This is a genomic window from Rhodococcus sp. P4_F3_2 (assembly GCF_056401335.1).
In genome coordinates, this window is the sequence record NZ_JBFUJN010000043.1 from 1 (window position 1) to 17,585 (window position 17,585).

A 17,585-nucleotide genomic window follows, 5' to 3' on the forward strand; every position below is an offset into this window, starting at 1 on the left:
ATCAATCATCACGAGCAGTGGCCCAGGTGACCTGTTCACTGTGCGCAACGTCGGAAACTTGGTTCCTGCCGGCGGCCGCGATACGTCGGTGGAAGCGGCACTGGCCTTCGGGATCGACGAGTTGGGTGTCAGTTCGGTGATCGTGTGCGGACATTCGGGCTGCGGCGCGATGCAGGCACTCCTGACGAACAGTTCGTCGGAAGCGGGAGTTGTCGGGGAATGGCTGCGGCATGCGGAGACGAGTCTGCAGGCATATACGAGTGGCCATCCGGTCGCGCGTGCTGCGGCCGAGGCAGGTTTCTCGGAGGTCGATCAGCTCGGAATGGTCAACGTTGCAGTCCAATTGCAGACTCTCGAACGCCATCCTCTGGTCGGTCAGGCCCGCGTGGACGGTCGCCTCCATATCGCCGGACTGTTCTTCGACATCGGCTCGGCTCGGGTCATCGAAGTGACAGCGTCAGGGATCGGCGAGTTGATCGAGACCTGAAGGCGCTATTCGGGTCCGGGCTGATCCCTGAGTTCGACCAGGCACGGAAAAACTGAAGGCACTGAAATCATGAATTAGATATTCCCAACACATGCCAAATCGGTTTGACAATCTGCCATCAAAGCTCTTTCCCGACAACCGCAACGCTAGCTCGCCCGACTCGGAGCGAAGGTAATCGTTCAGCACCCCTGCCACTACTCGCCGACCGCGAAGGGGAACGCGTCTGTCCCGAGCGAACGCGTGGACTGATCAAGTCTTCGACTTCAACGTCAACAGAGCAGGTCGGCCGCGGCCGCCTCGTCGCCAATCCGGAAGGGAGCAGTCCAACAAAGGACAAAGACAGGGTACGCGCGGCACGCTCGACCCCATGTTTGCGATGTAGATACGCGTAGCGGGTACGTTCGGCCACAACTGACGTTGGACCAAATCGATTGTGATGCAACGAATTCAACTGACGATTTACACCACGGGGATCCGAACACCGCCTTGGCGCACCACCGCCCTGACGACATCCGACTTCTCATCGATATCGACGAGATTAACTGTTTCAGCGCAGAGGACTTCGCCCACGACCCCTGAAAGTGGATGAGCCGAACTACTTCGTGATGAGCTCGACCTTCGATCATGAAGATGCCTACTTCACTACATCGGCGATGTGTCTTCGAGGCAGTCCGTAGTCGTGCCTGGACGCAAAGTTATGCAATGCCCAGTGTGAACGCTCGGTTTTCTCAAAGACGAGCGCGAGAACTCTATTCTGTGACGGTTCCCGCAGCATCTGAATACGCGGGCGCGAAAAAGTCGAGACCCGAGCCACCACCCCATAGTATCCACCGGCGGCGTCGGGCTGACTCCACTCGCCTGATACATAGGCGTCGACAACCATCGGCAGAAGCATGCTGCGCAACCAACCTCCAGGCCCAAGACTCGATACATATTCGAGCCTTTCTTGCCACGGCAAGTTTAGGTCAACTCGTCGACCACTGATCCGAGACCACTTCGAGCAGAATCTCTCTCGTCCGGGGCCAGTCGACGACTTTGCGCGGCCCAAAATCCAGCGAAGCCAAAACGGCCAACCCACGCATAGTTGCCACGCACGCGAGAATCCAATCGGCGAAGTCTGATCTATCAGAAAGCTCCGGCAGGATCCGCGCAGTCATGGCGATCGTCAGCTCGTGCGCATTCTTGACACCGCCAGCCACGCTCCGATTCAACTCGGTGTCAGTTCGCGCAGCAACGATTAACTCGGTGATCACATGAGCGATGGGGAGATTATGCATCTGCCACAGAGCGTCGAGAACCGCCGAGCAACGCTCCGGCCCCCCCACGGGAAGAGCTATAGACTGTTGTACCGCTTTCTCATATAGCTGAGCTGTCAGTGTCAGCAACGCACTCTCCACCAGTGCGGTCTTGGTTGGAAAATGATGCTGCAGGGCGCCTTGGCTGACCCCCGCGCGCCTCGCAACCTCCCGCACCGAAGTGCCCGCGTACCCGTGTTTTTCCATCGCCGAGACCGCCGCATTCAGAATCGCCTCCCGCACCTCAAAGACACTTCCGCCAGTCCTTGCGCCTGCCGTCGTCGTTTCTGCTCTATGCGCCTTCACCATCACTCCATCATGTCAGCACACCCACACTGACAAGTCACTGACTTGACAGTCGTCATGTGGTCGACTTGACTCCAAGTCACCGACTTGCCGCTCAGGCACAGTCCAGGCCGGCACAAGGAGTCGTGGTGGTTGATCAGATGACAGGCAAAGTTGTCCTCATTACAGGTGCAGGCCAAGGCATCGGCGCCGATGCAGCATGCAGACTGATCGCTCGCGGGGCCCAGGTGGCGCTCGTCGACCAGGTCGCCGACACGGTGAACCAACTCGCCCTTAAACTGGGCCCCGACGCGAGAGCGTTCGTGGCGGATGTGACCGATGAGATTCAAATCAATTGCGCCGTCGAGGCGGCTCGACGGCACTTTGGTCGATTGGATGCCGTCGTCGCTAACGCCGGAGTTATGGATCCCTCAGCCACAGTGGCCGAGTCAAACTCGGCGCAGTTCAAGCGAATACTCGATGTGAACGTTCTCGGCGTCTTCCACACCGTGCACGCGGCACTTCCGCATCTAACCGAGTCCAACGGCTACATTCTTTGTGTTTCCTCGATTGCGGGGCTCGTTCCAGTGCCAACCATCGCCTCGTATGCAGCGAGCAAGCACGCGGTCGACGGATTCGCCCGCAGCCTGCGCCTCGAAATGGCCACGTCGGGTATCGATGTCGGCGTCGCATACTTCGGCGTTATCGACACGCCCATGGCAAGTGACGCCATCGCACACGTATCCGACGTCTGGGCAGCAATGCCCAGCTTCATCGGGCGACCTACCTCCGTAGGAAAGGCGGGTCAGGCAATCGTCGACGGGATCAACCGCCGCTCATTGTCGGTAAGCGCGCCGAATTGGCTTGCCGGTGCCCTTTTCAGCACTCGCGCATCCGTCGGAATATACGAAAAGATCGTACGTCGGCACCCGGCAGTGAGAGCGTTGGTATCGAGACCGACCGAACCGTAGACGCGACGAGCGACGTCATGCCCGTTATCAGTGAAAACTCGATACATCCCAGCGTCAGGCAGTGGCGGACCCTCACTCGCCAATGTTGCTCACCGAGCACCGGGCCCGCTACCGTCCTCGAATTTCGAATTTGGCTCAGTCCCCGAAGTCGCGAGTCTGCCCGGAGGGAAGTCGCAATAACGCACGCCACTCCTGGCGTCAACCGACTGGCGATTGGCGACACCAACACCTCAACGCGGGAGTTGACAACGGATTTGCCTTCGAGTCCACTGCTGGGATCAGCAATCAGACCTATCGTGATTCCTCGTTCTGATCGTTATCGTCGACGATTGACGACGGATGTGGAGCATTCTGACGCATACGCATCGTGGAAGAACCCGGACGGGATTGTTTCGTCGTTGCAGTGCTTGCGACTCACCGAGCTCGCCACTCTATCGTTCTTCCTATTCGAATGCCATTGCTGCGCAGCCGATATGGAACATATTGACTCTTTCGGTTAGTTCGAACCGAGCCCAGAGAAGTCTCGACCGTCGAGAGCATCCAGACACGAGTAGCGCACCCTGAAGTCGATTAACTTGCGCGGACAATGCGGAACGAACGGCCAGCATCGAGAACTCCGTCCCGCAAGTTCCGAGAGCTAGACGTCGAGTAGATTGAATCGCCTGGCTCGCAGAGGGTGCGCACAGAAACTGTAAGTGCCCGGGTTTCACTGCCGTGCGGTAGCCATGACATGAGCGCTATTGCACAACCGCTTGATTCGGAATGCCCAATATCGTTGGCGGTCGTGTAGGACTGTGCGGCGGCACCCCGTACGCCCTCCGCCGGGCAGACAGACTCATCCTCTGGCGATCGCGGGACCGGCACCGGCACCGGCACCGGCACCGGCACCGGAGCGTGTTGATAGCCCATCAAGCCACGTTTCTTGGAATAGCCTTTCGGTCCCCCGCTCCACAACTGTCGTGCGCCTGGTTGGTTGCCTTCGACGGACCGACACTCCCACGCCGGCGAAACAATCGAATGCCCTCAGCAATAGCCAGAGTCGGTCGGCGATCACCCGCGTTGTGCAATCCAGCCGCTAGTATATTAGTGGCACACGTCAGCCATCCTGGAAGCCAACGTGTTTCAAAGAATCGGATGCATGCCCAAGAAACTCCGATGGCTCCGAATCGCTCGCGATTGCGTCAGCAATCAGCGTCCCACAGCCTGGAGCACCACGACCCGACTCTAACAATGAGCGGAGCATGGCGGCCCAGCGAACAGTCGTATGCACCGAAGCGCGCCAGCAATCCATGACTGAAAATAATCACGGGGATCGAACGTCGAATCGGCGCCCCCTGTGCCCAGGCGCTCGCAACCTCGACCCGCTCCAACAGGCCCATTGTCATCGAGCCTCTATTCCCCTGACGCGGAAAGTTCCCGACACGGCAGCTCGCCATTAACGCGCCGTCGATCAGCTAGCGAATCCTGAGCGCCCTTGACGCAGAGAAGACCAGCTAGTAGAAATAGTGAAATCACATTTACTTGTGATGTTCGCCACGCTTCAATCGAAGGGTCGGGACTTCACTACCAGCGCGCCAGATATGAATATCCGCGCCCGGTCACAACACCGAGAACGAAGCATGCAGTGCGCCATACATCGCATCGTCAGATCACGAATCAGAAGCAGGCCCTTGGGAACCCGCGCAGAATGGAACACTCACATGACGATATTCAAAGAACCCGTGGGGACAGAAGTTGGACTCGCGGAGCGCTACCAGCCGCTGATTGGTGGTCGTTTCGCTTCAGCAACCACCGCGACCTTCGCTGCAACCAATCCTGCAACCGGCGAGCATCTCGCCGACGTCACGCGCGGGTCGAAAGAAGATATCGCCGAGGCCGTTGCCGCCGCCCGGGCAGCCTTCCCTGCCTGGTCTGTGACCCCGGTCGAGGAACGGTCGGCGATGTTGGTGCAACTCGCCGCCGCGATCGATGCCAACATTGACCGACTGGCCCTCATCGACTCCCTCGATATCGGCCGCCATCTCGGGGAAACAGTGATCGACCACGCTAGGGCCGCAGATCAGTACCGATTTTTCGCGGCAGCGGCGCTGACCCACACTGGCTGGAATCGCTCCGTTCCGAATGGCGTAGCAATCACTAAACGCGAGCCGATCGGCGTAGTCGGCCAGATCATCCCGTGGAACGCACCTGCGATTATGGCAGCCTTTAAGATGGCTCCCGCGCTCGCCGCCGGCAATACCGTCGTACTCAAACCCGACGAGAACGCCACACTGTCAACCCTCGAACTCGGCGCGATCATCAGTGACATCTTCCCTCCGGGCGTTGTCAACATCGTCCCAGGTCTGGGAGAGGAAGCCGGTGTGGCGCTCACGGCGCACCCAGACGTGAAAAAGCTCGCTTTCACCGGAAGTACCGAAGTCGGGCGCGTGGTGGCTCGAGCCGGTGCGGACCGATTGGTCCCAGTTTCACTCGAACTGGGGGGGAAGAGCCCCAACATCGTTTTCCCCGACGTCACCGACTTCGACGCAATCGTCGACAATGTGGCGTTCGCGGTTGCGCACAACAACGGCCAATCGTGTCTCGCCGGTACCCGATTATTCGTGCATGACGACATTTTCGACACCTTCGTGCCGAAGCTTGTCGCCGGATTCGAGCGCATTGTTGTCGGCGCGCCGCTCGACCCAGCCACGGTGGTGAGCTGCTTGGTGTCCTCCGAACAAGGCGAACGGGTACTGAGATACGTCGAAATCGGCAAGGGCGAAAGTGCGGAACTCTTGATCGGCGGCGAACGGGCGGTCGTGCCTGGCAACGAGTTCGGCTACTTCGTCAAGCCTACAATCTTCGTCACCGACAATTCCTCGAGGATCGCCCAGGAGGAGATCTTCGGCCCGGTGTTGTCGGTGATCCGGTGGAACGACCACGACACCATGGTGAGGGAAGCCAACGGGGTGCGCTATGGGCTCGCGGCGGGTCTTTACACCAGCAACATCGGGAACGCGATGAAAACCGCCGATGCTCTCGAAGCTGGCTCAGTATGGATTAACAAGTACTTCAACATGATCGATGGATCCCCATTCGGGGGACACAAGGAAAGCGGCATCGGCAGCGAATACTGTGCCGAAACGCTCAACATGTATACCCATCTCAAGTCGATCACGTTGGTCAACGACCCCTCCCCCGCCTTCTTCATCCGAACTGACWGACGGCGGATAGACGAAGTTCGGCAGTAATCACGTGTTACCGGTCGAGCTACGAATGGCCGTTTGCTCCGCCATACATAAGAACCCAACTCGACCATCAGAGCTCAAGGAGAGAAACATGAAAACCACAGCCGCGGTCCTGCTCGAGGCCGGCAAACCGTTCGAAATCATGGAGCTGAACCTCGACGGACCCGGTCCCGGTGAGGTACTCATCAAATACGTCGCCGCCGGGTTGTGCCACTCCGACCTGCATCTCAGTGACGGCGGCCTAAAACCGCGCTTTCCTATCGTCGCCGGGCATGAAGGGTCGGGAATCATCGAAGAGGTCGGACCCGGAGTCACAAGGGTCAAACCCGGCGATCACGTGGTGTGCAGCTTCATTCCGAACTGCGGCACGTGTCGGTACTGCGCCACCGGCCGTCAGAGCCTCTGCGACATGGGTGCCACGATCATGGAGGGCTGCATGCCCGACGGGTCATTCAAGTTTCATTCCGGCGGAATAGATTTCGGCGCATCATGCATGCTAGGCACTTTCGCGGAACGGGCAACTATCTCCCAGTACTCGGTGGTCAAAGTGGACGACTGGATACCGCTGGAAACGGCAGCGCTTGTCGGTTGCGGAGTTCCCACGGGGTGGGGAACAGCGGTATATACGGGCGGAGTCCGCACCGGCGACACCGTCGTTATCTACGGCATCGGCGGACTTGGTATCAATGCTGTCCAGGGCGCCGTCAGCGCTGGAGCGAAGCATGTCGTTGTAGTGGATCCGGTCGCATTCAAGCGTGAGACCGCCCTGAAATTCGGCGCCACCCACGCCTTCGCCGACGCTGTCAGCGCCGCCGAGAAGGTCAATGAGCTGACCTGGGGCCAGGGCGCAGACCAGGCTCTTATCCTCGTCGGTACGGTCGACGAGGATGTCGTCAGCGCGGCAACCGCCGTGATCGGCAAAGGTGGCACCGTGGTCATTACCGGGTTGGCCAATCCGGACAAGATGACCGTGCACCTGTCGGGTTGGGATCTGACGTTGCACGAGAAAACCATCAAGGGTTCGCTCTTCGGGTCGGCAAATCCGCAGTACGACATTGTCAAGTTGCTGCGCCTCTACGACACCGGCAATCTCAAACTCGACGAGCTGGTTACTACGAGGTATCGCCTCGAAGACGTAAATCAGGGATACCAGGACATGCTGGACGGCAAGAACATTCGGGGACTGATCGTGCACAAACAAGCTTCACAAGCTGATCAAATCTCGACATAACGGCGACGGAGAACAACCCATAGGCGCCGTCTCCACAACCCTATGAGCACGCGACGGGCTGCTGCGTTCTCATCCCCGAGAGAAAAGGCAAACGTACATGACGATGGAATCCACATCCGCATTAGCTCGCAGCAGCCGAGTCCGCCGGGGAATGACGATTTCGGCATTCTCCCTGATATTTCTGTGGTTGGTCTACGGCCTCGACTCGATCTCCCGCCAAATGATCTACATGGTGCTTCCGTCAATCACCGAGGAGTTCGACCTCAGTCCCAGCTCGGCGGGATTGGTCACCACGCTGATCATGATGTCGACCACCCTGATCTGCGTCCCGGCGATGGTTTGGGCAGACAAGGGCGGGCACGGTTGGCGACGCAAATACCGTCATCTCCCCATCCTGATCGGTTACACCATATTCACCTTCCTCACTGGCTTCGATATTCTGACTGCGTCACTTGGCGGTCTTATCGTTCTGCAGGTCCTCTCGCACGCGATCGGCGGGGCGGGTGAGGCGATCGAGGTCGCCTCCGCTGGCGAGTGGTGGTCCAAGGAACGTCGGGGCATGGCACTGGGAATTCATCACACCGGCTACCCATGGGGAACACTGATTGGCGGGTTTGCTGTCAGCGCGATTCTGGCCCACTACGGATCCGACAATTGGCGCGTCGTGTTCCTCTACTTCCCCATCCCCGTGGCGATCGCCTTCACCATCTATTGGTGGTTCGCCACCAAACGGCGTTACGAAGCGGTCATCGACGGTATCGCCGCTGCCGACCAAACCCCTCCCTTTGTCACCGAAAGCGAAGCTGCGCAGGCGATCACGCCTCGAGAGGCGTTGCGCAACCCGAATATCGGAGTCATCGCTGTAGTCTCGATGTTGGCGATCGTTGGATATCTCGGCCTCAGCTTTTGGCTGCCACAGTACTTAGCCTTTGTTGCAAACTTCAGTTTCGCGGAAGTCGCAGCCTACAGCGTATTGTTCACGATCACCGGCGGCTTGGGCCAGATCGCCTGGGGTGCGATCTCGGATCGAATCGGACGCAAACTGTCCCTGATGATCGTCCTTGGATGGATTGGAGTCGACATGTTGTTGTTTCAGTTCGTCGACCAAGGATTGGGAACGCTCATTGCTATTCAACTGTTCGCCGGATTCGCGATGAACGCTCCGTACACACTGGTGTACGCCATTGCATTCGATTCGGCAGGAAATGGCTCCACAGGTGTGGCGAGTTCAATCGTCAATATCGGAATCTACGCCGGCGGATTCAGCCCCTACGTCATCGGCTGGCTGATCGGAATGGGCGGCGGATTCGATTCGCCGGTCGGCTATAACAACGCCCTCTATTTCCTGGCAGGTCTGATGCTCATCGCTTTGATACTCACCGCACTCTTCACCCGTGAAACCGTCGGTTGGTACCTAAAACACGACAAGATGGCTTTGGTATCCCGAGCCTCCTGCGGACTCAGCGACTGACTACTCACTGCGTTGACGGTACCGCGCCCGGCAGATCCTAGTTGCGATGTCCAACTAAGCGAACAAGACGGCGCCATCGCTTACTTCGGGGGCTCTCAGGCTGTGGCATGACGTCGTATAGGCAAGACTGTGTGGGTCTCGCCTATACGACAGTTTTTTGGGGGCTGCTTTGTGGTTCATTGTCGATCGATGAAGTGGCGGCACGTGTGCGAAGCTCTTCGGATTCGGATGCCATCTGGCGGCGCGTATTGGGCGGTGGTCGATGATGCCTACGAGGTGAAGTCGACCCGCGGACAAGCTATCTGCGGGAGCTGCGGCTCGGGCGCGAGCGAGCGGAGTCGACGACCAAGGCGTATGCCGAAAGCATCTCACTGTTCTTGCGCTGGGCCGATCGAGCTCGACATCAATGACGCACGGCGGCAGGAGATACCGGCGTGTTCATCGCGGGATTGAAGTACATGCGCAGGGACGGCCTTTCGATGGTGGCGGTGCGGATGTGGAACCGGTTTGGAGAAGCGCCGGTGTTGGGCTCACCGGCGTCTCGAAGAACACGAAAAGAGGACTCTTGCCCTCACAGCCGCAGAGCAATCGCAAGTGGCGGGCACGGTTCAAAAAAGGGATTCGTGGGGTTGGCGGACGATCGGCCAGGCGGGTCGCTTCACTACAAATGAAGCAAACTGCATTCGGGAGGCATCTTTGCTAGCATGAAAATGAAATCATAGTAGCGTTCTGGATGGAGGGCTGGCCAATGGCCGCATTCGTGGTCGATGTCTCGAAGTCAAGACCCAGGGCCGCACCGACCAAAAAGGGGCAACTCACCAGAGCCCGCATCATGGTCGCCGCCCGGGATGTTATTGCTGAGCGCGGATACTTCGGTGCAACGGTCGCGGAGATTGCCGAGCGCAGTTCGCTCTCGCTTGGGGCAATTTACCGGTATTTCGAGAATAAGGACACACTGTTCCTTGAGATCCTTGAAGAACTTGTGGAGGATCTTTACACCGCTGTTGATGGAAGCTGGATTAAGGGAGACAGGTTGGCTTCGCTGCGAGAATCATCGCGAAGATACCTGACAACGTACTACGAGAATCGCCACCTGATCGCCGGCCTGCTTGAAATGTCGGCCGCAGTACCTGAATGTGCACAATTGTGGTGGAATCTCAGGCAGAAAACATTTCGAAGAAAAGAAAAGTATCTAAGACGACACTTACCGACAATTCCGCTAAACCCAGATTATGCAGCCGTTGCGCTAGCCACAATGGTGGAGCAGATCGCCTACCATTGGTACGTCGAAACAGAGAGGCACGGCGGAGAAGCACCCACGATAGATGAGGCAGCAGACACGGTAGGCCTTATCTGGTATCGCAGCATCTACGCTAACAAAGTAGAATGCCCTTAGTTCGGTTTAACGTCGAGAGGAAGATTTCGATACTCACTCATAATGACAGCGTTCGTAAATTTTTCGGTCGATATTCTTAAATTAACCTCGCCAGAAGTGCTTCTGACGGCAATTCTCAACCAATAGATATGAATACTAGTTCTTATATTTAGCTACCACATACATTCTTTTCTCTGATTTCGCTTTGCCTAAGCGCAGCGAGGATTCGTGGCAGCGCGGAGACCCTCTCCTCAAAGTGGGAACCGTATTGAGGTCCGACTAAATCCCGGGCAACTCCGCATGCAGATGCATTAGACTGACACAGCATCCCAGCCAAAACAGAAACAGGAACGTCCATCTCAGATAGACTGGTGACCCGTTTTTGAAGTTCTACGGTAAATGTTTCGCGAGAACCTGCTCGGCAGTTTACGCCGAGACAAACGACTGCGTCCACGGAGTTCTTCTGGCGATGAACTCCGTGATCTCGTCCGGCGAGACCTGCGGTCCCAGGCGCCAAACCGCTGGGAGCTGCACCTCTCATCTTCGTATGTATTCGAGTCTGACCCGCCAGTTCCCGGACCTTGCGGATCGTTCCGATCTCCCGACGTGTATCGCTCAGCCGCGAACTCCCCTGGGTGACACCGCATTTCTTCGGAGTCGACATCCAAGATCGCGTAGACGACCTCGCGATGACCTAAGGCTACGAGAGGCCGACCGGATCGGGGATCGTCGGCCGCGTCCGCCAACCCGTCTACGTCGTAGCGAGCACACCACGATTTGTCGGTTGCCGCGATACTAGATCAGTTTCCAAGATCGACATATTCGACTCCCATTGATGGACGAGTAAGAATATTAGTGCTCGCTGCGCCGCACCCGAGGAGAGCACCGATTCACAGTCGGCTGGCGACTCTATATTCAATGCTCACACAGTCCTACAAGATCAGACGCGCAATTCGCCTGTCTGCGGTATATCAAACCGCATTTTAAAGAACTACAGACGCGACTAATTAGGATTTGCAGTTGATTTCGTTTCTGCTTCAAAAAATCGACTGCGGATCCCTTAAACGCGGCGCACATTGTTCTCCGAAACCGAGGTTTCCAGATATTAGCACCCAGTCTGGAGTTCGCGTCAATTGGTCCTTCGTCGATGACGGCGGTCCGAAAGGTCTGAATCTCAATCAACTTGGGAAATTAGATGCCCGGCGGCTATCCCCTTCAAAGCAATTTCCTCATCGTTCTCCGAGGTATCCCCTGAGACGCCAATGGCACCGACTAGCGCCCCCCTTGTATCACGAATCAGCACACCTCCGGGGACAGGGATGAGTGCACCTCCGATTGCCGCTGCGGCAGCAGATACAAAGTGAGGTTGCTGTTCCGCACGAACCATCAGCGTTCTCGATCCCACTCCGAGCGCAAGCGCGCCGTATGCTTTTCCGTGAGCAATTTCGAACCGTTTCATAGACGCGCCGTCTTCACGTTCGGCCGCGACGAGGTGTCCTCCGGCGTCAAGTACCACGATGGCCAGCGGCTTGACTTCAGAACTTGCACTCGCCAAACGTGCACCGGAAATTATTGCGCGTGCTGTCTCAAGGTCGATTCCCATATATTGTTCCTTTTTCTCCAGCTGGCTGCATCAGAAAATCTACGTGCGGCCACTGTTACCTTTAGCGTCCGATGGTGCTCTTCCGGCAAAAACGAGCGCTCCCGAATTAGATTCGATTTCGCGTTTCCGCGCCGGGGGCGACGTACTCGGCATTGCTTTCTACCGAGTGATAGAGACGGCCTGCAATAGGGTGACGCATCTCTTCAGCGATGTGCCCCAGTAGACCCGCCGAGCGCGCGACCAGCGCAACGCCCCGGACGAGTGACGGAGGAATTCCCAGATCGACAAGGATCGCACCACAAACGCCCGCACCGTTGAGCGGCAGTGTCCGACCGAGAATTTCTGGGTGTGTTCGTCCAATCGCGGTGAGCAAGCGTAGGTGCGGACCGACGAGCCCTACTTCTTCGGCGAGGCTGTAGAGAACCGGAGTGCGGGGGTCGCCGTCTTTATGCAATGGATGACCTAAGCCTGGAACTGCGCGTTTTTTGCTCACTTGAGCACGTAGCAGTTCACTAGCTATTGCGTCAAAATCGGGATCGTTGCCGGCATCTGAGACACCGTCGTCGAGGAATATCGCGGCTTCTTCAATGACGCCGAGTAGTCTCGACCCACCGCCAAGCAGCCCGGCGGCCATCGCCCCTTGCACCGACTCCGGGGCGCTGTGCAGCGTCAGGCGGGTGGCAAGTGCCAGTGGGGTGAAACCGTGATCGGCGAGTGCGACCAAAACTGCGTTGAACAAACGGCTTTGTTCCGGTGTTGGAGGGTGCAAGGTCACCAGCCAGTAGGCCAGATCGCCGAAGTTCACGGTGCCCATCAAGTCGGTGGCAAGATCCTGACCGAGTAACCGAATGGAGTCTCGGTCAGACGTGCCAAGGCTGGTGAGATAGGGGTCGGTAGTCATGCTGTTCTCCTTGGAATTGAATCCGGTGGATGTGTTCGAGCCTCACCGGACAGGAATAGAATGTCCGTTGAGATGGCTATTCAGCGTGCACGCCACTCGGGAGGCCGCTTTTCGAAGAACGCGCGTGAGCCTTCGGTGAAATCGTCGGTCTTGCGGATCCTGTCCATACTTTCTTCAGCGATGGCCATGGTGTGCTCGGCGTCGAGGCGAAGTCCGTTGATCAGCACATCGCGACTTTCTCGCACCGCAAGTGGCGCATTCGCACAGATACGCTCAGCCAGCGAGAGCGCCGCATTCATAAGATCTGCTGGTTCGACCACTTCGTTGGCTAGACCCGCTTGGTGGGCTCTTGCAGCGTCGATCGGATCACCCGTCAATGCCATTTCCATTGCAATGTTTTTGGCCACTGCGCGCGGAAGCAGGTGGAGTCCGCCTCCCGCTGCCACGAGGGATCGCTTGACCTCGGTGAGACCGAAGGACGCAGTCGTGGATGCAACCACCAGATCGCAAGCGAGCGCTATCTCGCAGCCGCCCGCGAGCGCAGGACCATTGACTGCCGCGATGAGAGGTTTGTGGCGATACCGGGTAACAATTCCAGCAAAACCTCCGCGATCTGTCCTCGGCGGTCCCCCTCCGTTGGCGAAAGCTTTGATATTCGCTCCCGAGCAGAAAACTGAGCCTGTGCCTGTGATGATGGAGACCCAAATTGAGTCGTCGTTCTCGACGTCGTCGATAAATGCTTCGATCAATTCAGCGTCTGCGCGTTCGATCGCGTTCCGCACTTCAGGACGATCGAGGGTCAGGATTGCAACTTTGTCTCGCTTTTCGAGATGAACCATTGTGTTCCTCGCTTCTGGGAAGTTGATTCAGGGACGCTCGGTGGTTGCGAAGCGCGCCCTGAGTGCTTTTTTGTCGATTTTTCCGACGGAAGTGACAGGAAGTTCTGGTAGAACGAGAATCTCGTCGGGTAACCACAGTTTTGCCACCTGCGGACGAAGCCAGTCCAGGAGCACGCTCTGATCGACCGCTCCCTCATCATCTGCAATTGTGATGCAGGCTACTGGCCGCTCGTCCCAGCGAAGGGACGGGACACCGATGACCGCGGCCGAAGTTACTGAGGGGTGTTTGAGCAGAACAACTTCGAGTTCAGCCGATGGTATCCACTCCCCACCCGACTTAATCAAGTCTTTCAGGCGATCTCTCAGACGCACGTAACCGTCCGGGTCGATACTCGCGGAATCTCCGGTGTGGAACCATCCGTCATCTGTCGCGGCAATCGTAGTTTCACCTTCACCGTGATATCGAGCGGTCACCCAAGGACCTCGACATTGCAATTCACCCGCTGCGACGCCGTCCCACAGCAGCTCGTCCTCAGTCCCTTCCTTCACGATACGAAACTCGACTCCAGGAACCGGGATACCCTGCGAGGACGCAATTTTGGCAGACTCGACTGCGCTACCGCTGTCGTTATGCGGGCGGGTTCTAGCCATCGAGGCGAAGGAGATCATCTCCGTCATTCCCCACACCTGCATGATCGGCTGGCCGGTGAGCGATCGGCACAGTTCTGTCAACCGCGCCGGCACAGCACTTCCTCCCGAGCACAGCATCCGGAGGGACGACACGTCCCGCCCTCGGAGTTCTGGCAAGATTCGAGACCACACAGCGGGAACTGCTGTAGAGATAGTCACCCCGCAGACTTCGATTAGCTCGGCGATCACGGGTCCTGACAGATCCCGGCCAGGCAACACAAGATCCGACCCCGCAGCCACTGCTGCGTACCCCAACCCCCACGCGTTGGCGTGGAAGAACGGCACCAACAGTAGGACCGCATCGCGTTCGTTGATTCCGGTCGTGTCGACTTGCAGGAGCGCCATCGCGTGGAGCCACATGGCTCGGTGCGAGTACACGACCCCCTTGGGATTTCCAGTGGTGCCGCTCGTATAACAGATTGCAGCCGCGGCATTTTCATCATTCACGCATGGATCTACCTCGACGGCAGTCGCGCACAGATCGGCCATCTCCGAAACAGTTATGTGTTCCGGGATCGAAGGTATGTCCAACTCAGTCGCAGGTACATCGTCGACGACGACGACGTGTCGAACGGATTTGAAGGTGGGCAACTGTGGCGCAAGTCGAGGCAATAGCGACCGATCCACGAAGATCACATCGTCTTCCGCGTCGTTGACAACGAAACTTAGCTGCTCGTCGGTCAGCCGGAAGTTCAGTGCGTGAAAAACGCGCCCCGAACCTGGAACTGCGAAGCTGAGCGCGAGGTGGTCACGGTTGTTCCAGGAGAATGTCGCGACTCTCGCACCCAGCGGCACCTGCAGTGCATCCAACACGCCGATTAGTTTGCGGGTGCCCGTTGCCCACTCGCTGTACGTGGTGGTTTCAACAGAAGTCGGCCCCGCTACCTGAATGCGTTTGTGTCCGAAAAGACGCTCCGCCCGCCGGAACAGGAGCGCCAACGTCAGTGGCGTGTCTTGCATCGTGTGTTTCATCAAGGCCCTCGTTCGACTCGGTGCTATCTCGTTCCTACCGGCAACTTCAGTTGGATGGCACAGGCGGTCCACACAGGTAAACGCCCACCATCCTGGCCGCGAACCGTCGTTCGCCCTGTTCCAAAACTGAAAGTGAGTTTACTTTAATTTAAGTACGGGCGACACGTCAAGCAGATTCCGAGCTCGCACACCTCGAAACGTGTTGCGTTCCAGACGATCAGGCTGCCGACTTTCCACAAATCGATCATCTTGAGCCCAGTATCGCCAATTCCAAGAAGCCGGCCCGCCTGCGCACGCCCAGCTTTGCGCAAGGAAGCAATTGCCCGCCGACCAACGTGGCGTCGCAACGCGCCACGGAAACCATCTGTTGACTATGGCCTGCTTCACATTTACACTAAAGTGAGTTCGCTTTCACATTAACGATCGGCGGAGCACCTACTGCGACGCCATCTGCGAGAACACATCACCACAACTAGCGCCACCGCACATTTGTTGTGGCCCAGGTGCTCACAAGCCCGACGCGACCGGCAGCCAGTCGACGGCGAAGCGTGACGGCACTTTTCCGGCTTCAGGACACGCACGTCTCAATCCCAGCCTTGAGGCGCTGCCAATGCCTGCAGAATCCGGACTTACGCCGGATCTCGGCGAGCACCGACAAGCGATCTGCTTCTCATGCCCGATCTCGCATCTGTAGCCCCGTCGAATCCTTCAGAATCGAACTGCGCACAGCTCGGCGAGTTCCTTCCTTGGAGAAAACATGACCGAAAAAAACAGTCTTGAAACCGGTGTCGAGCGGATGTCGTCGTTCCACTGGACCGCCATTGGCATCTGCGTAGTGCTCAACATGATCGACGGCTTCGACATCCTGGTGATGAGCTACACCGCGAATTCAGTGAGGGCGGAATGGAACATCACCAGCTCACAACTGGGACTGTTACTGAGTTCTGGCCTACTCGGCATGGCAATCGGCGCCTTGTTCATTGCACCATGGGGTGACCGGATCGGCCGTCGCAAATTGGTCTTGTTATGCATTTCCATTGCGACAGTGGGCATGACACTCTCAGGATTCTCGCAAAACGCTGTGGAACTCGGGGTCCTTCGACTGGTGACTGGTCTCGGTATCGGAGGACTGCTCTCCTGCACCAATGTCCTTGCCAGCGAATACTCCTCACCACGCTGGCGCGGGTTGGCTGTCAGCCTCCAAACGACCGGTTTCACCCTCGGAGCCACACTTGGCGGATTGGCCTCAGTCCTGATGATTGACCACCTCGGATGGCGATCGGTATTCTTCGTAGGCGCCGGCCTCTCTGCCAGCTGCCTGATAGTGGTCATTTGGCGACTACCCGAATCAGTAGATTTTCTTGTCACCGACGGCAGTGCGGATGCATTGCGCCGACTCAATGTACTCAACCGTCGCATGGGGCTACAGCCTCTTACCGCAATGCCTGAACGACAGTCGTCAGCGGTCGAGGGCGGCGGACGTTTTACAGCTCTGTTATCAGCTCCATACCGCCGTTCGACACTTACAGTGTGGCTGATGTTTCTGGTCATGCTGTTCGTCTACTACTTCGTCACGAGCTGGAGCCCCAGGCTACTAATTGAAGCAGGAATGTCACAGAATAGTGGGTTGACGGGTGGGCTTGTACTTAGTGCCGGTGGCGTCCTGGGTACGTTGCTGTTCGGATCTGCCTCGACCCGATTCTCGATCGAACGCGTCCTCTTCGCAGCCATCTTCTCGACCGCAGTCCTCCTTGTGCTTTTCCCTTTGACACTCTCGACCTTGTGGCTCGCCCTGGTCGGCGGCCTGTTGATGGGAATGTGTATCAGTGGCGGGATTGCTGTCCTACTCGCCGCGGCCGCATTGACGTACCCGGCATCGATTCGAGCAACCGGGGTGGGCAACGCCGTCGGAGTCGGCCGCACTGCTGCCATTGCATCGCCACTGGTGGTCGGAACTTTGATCGACGCCGGATGGACACCAACTCAGCTCTACCTGGCCGCCGGCGGCGTGGTCGTTGTCGCAGCGGTTGCCGCCCTCACCATTCACCCGGGCCGGCGAAACGAAAACGAAGCAGCCACATCGTCCACCGCACGATTGGATACGTTGGGGCCCAGCCACGCCCATTAGATCGGGTGAATCTCGCGTCACCGAACGCGGCGATGCGTTTGTCGATAGATCACCATATCTTCTGCGCCACCGACGATTTGAATGACGATAGCTCAGAAAATTCACCCAAA

The 17,585-nt window shown here is 57.7% G+C and carries 12 protein-coding genes; 7 read left to right on the top strand and 5 right to left on the bottom strand.

Features of this window, described 5'->3' with window-relative positions; all coding sequences use genetic code 11:
• On the top strand, window positions 1-487 hold a 487-nt coding region (locus AC1DWA_RS29250; RefSeq protein ID WP_477917385.1), incomplete at its 5' end, for a carbonic anhydrase.
• A 965-nt stretch (window positions 488-1,452) separates the two neighbouring features.
• Here the strand turns inward: AC1DWA_RS29250 and AC1DWA_RS29255 are convergent.
• Window positions 1,453-2,091: a TetR/AcrR family transcriptional regulator gene (locus AC1DWA_RS29255; RefSeq protein WP_477847661.1), complete on the bottom strand. Its 639-nt coding sequence runs from the start codon at window positions 2,089-2,091 to the stop codon at window positions 1,453-1,455.
• Window positions 2,092-2,216: 125 nt separating this feature from the next.
• On the opposite strand from AC1DWA_RS29255, the gene AC1DWA_RS29260 reads away from it, so the two are divergent.
• The 5 genes from AC1DWA_RS29260 (at window position 2,217) to AC1DWA_RS29280 (ending at window position 10,363) form a co-directional block, all read left to right on the top strand.
• Window positions 2,217-3,038: an SDR family NAD(P)-dependent oxidoreductase gene (locus AC1DWA_RS29260; protein WP_477847663.1), complete on the top strand. Its 822-nt coding sequence runs from the start codon at window positions 2,217-2,219 to the stop codon at window positions 3,036-3,038.
• Between the two features lie 1,700 nt (window positions 3,039-4,738).
• Window positions 4,739-6,268, top strand: a complete 1,530-nt coding sequence (locus AC1DWA_RS29265; RefSeq protein ID WP_477917387.1) for an aldehyde dehydrogenase family protein — start codon at window positions 4,739-4,741, stop codon at window positions 6,266-6,268.
• An 88-nt stretch (window positions 6,269-6,356) separates the two neighbouring features.
• A complete protein-coding gene (locus AC1DWA_RS29270; protein WP_477847666.1) occupies window positions 6,357-7,496 on the top strand; it encodes an NDMA-dependent alcohol dehydrogenase in 1,140 nt (379 codons plus the stop codon).
• A gap of 103 nt (window positions 7,497-7,599) precedes the next feature.
• A complete protein-coding gene (locus tag AC1DWA_RS29275) occupies window positions 7,600-8,967 on the top strand; it encodes an MFS transporter (RefSeq protein WP_477847668.1) in 1,368 nt (455 codons plus the stop codon).
• Window positions 8,968-9,715: 748 nt separating this feature from the next.
• A complete protein-coding gene (locus AC1DWA_RS29280; protein ID WP_477847670.1) occupies window positions 9,716-10,363 on the top strand; it encodes a TetR/AcrR family transcriptional regulator in 648 nt (215 codons plus the stop codon).
• Window positions 10,364-11,516: 1,153 nt separating this feature from the next.
• On the opposite strand, the gene AC1DWA_RS29285 is transcribed toward AC1DWA_RS29280, so the two are convergent.
• The 4 genes from AC1DWA_RS29285 to AC1DWA_RS29300 form a co-directional block, all read right to left on the bottom strand.
• Window positions 11,517-11,945 carry a GlcG/HbpS family heme-binding protein gene (locus tag AC1DWA_RS29285; RefSeq protein WP_477847672.1) on the bottom strand — a complete coding sequence of 143 codons (429 nt, stop codon included), beginning with the start codon at window positions 11,943-11,945 and terminating at the stop codon, window positions 11,517-11,519.
• Window positions 11,946-12,051: 106 nt separating this feature from the next.
• Entirely contained in the window at window positions 12,052-12,846 is a 795-nt protein-coding gene (locus tag AC1DWA_RS29290; protein ID WP_477847674.1) for a citryl-CoA lyase, read from the bottom strand.
• An 80-nt stretch (window positions 12,847-12,926) separates the two neighbouring features.
• Window positions 12,927-13,685 (bottom strand): enoyl-CoA hydratase-related protein, encoded by a 759-nt coding sequence (locus AC1DWA_RS29295; RefSeq protein WP_477847676.1) that lies wholly within the window; start codon window positions 13,683-13,685, stop codon window positions 12,927-12,929.
• Between the two features lie 27 nt (window positions 13,686-13,712).
• On the bottom strand, window positions 13,713-15,347 hold the full coding sequence (locus tag AC1DWA_RS29300; RefSeq protein WP_477847678.1) for a long-chain-fatty-acid--CoA ligase: 1,635 nt from the start codon (window positions 15,345-15,347) through the stop codon (window positions 13,713-13,715).
• Between the two features lie 757 nt (window positions 15,348-16,104).
• Between AC1DWA_RS29300 and AC1DWA_RS29305 the strand changes: the two genes are divergently transcribed.
• Window positions 16,105-17,475: an MFS transporter gene (locus tag AC1DWA_RS29305; protein WP_477847680.1), complete on the top strand. Its 1,371-nt coding sequence runs from the start codon at window positions 16,105-16,107 to the stop codon at window positions 17,473-17,475.
• Window positions 17,476-17,585 lie beyond the last annotated feature (110 nt).

Excerpts from the sequence above, each read along its gene's own strand:
- AC1DWA_RS29255 (WP_477847661.1), bottom strand. The coding sequence starts at position 2,091 with ATGGTGAAGGCGCATAGAGCAGAAACGACGACGGCAGGCGCAAGGACT.
- AC1DWA_RS29270 (WP_477847666.1), top strand. The coding sequence starts at position 6,357 with ATGAAAACCACAGCCGCGGTCCTGCTCGAGGCCGGCAAACCGTTCGAA.
- AC1DWA_RS29275 (WP_477847668.1), top strand. The coding sequence starts at position 7,600 with ATGGAATCCACATCCGCATTAGCTCGCAGCAGCCGAGTCCGCCGGGGA.
- AC1DWA_RS29280 (WP_477847670.1), top strand. The coding sequence starts at position 9,716 with ATGGCCGCATTCGTGGTCGATGTCTCGAAGTCAAGACCCAGGGCCGCA.
- AC1DWA_RS29285 (WP_477847672.1), bottom strand. The coding sequence starts at position 11,945 with ATGGGAATCGACCTTGAGACAGCACGCGCAATAATTTCCGGTGCACGT.
- AC1DWA_RS29290 (WP_477847674.1), bottom strand. The coding sequence starts at position 12,846 with ATGACTACCGACCCCTATCTCACCAGCCTTGGCACGTCTGACCGAGAC.
- AC1DWA_RS29295 (WP_477847676.1), bottom strand. The coding sequence starts at position 13,685 with ATGGTTCATCTCGAAAAGCGAGACAAAGTTGCAATCCTGACCCTCGAT.
- AC1DWA_RS29300 (WP_477847678.1), bottom strand. The coding sequence starts at position 15,347 with ATGAAACACACGATGCAAGACACGCCACTGACGTTGGCGCTCCTGTTC.
- AC1DWA_RS29305 (WP_477847680.1), top strand. The coding sequence starts at position 16,105 with ATGACCGAAAAAAACAGTCTTGAAACCGGTGTCGAGCGGATGTCGTCG.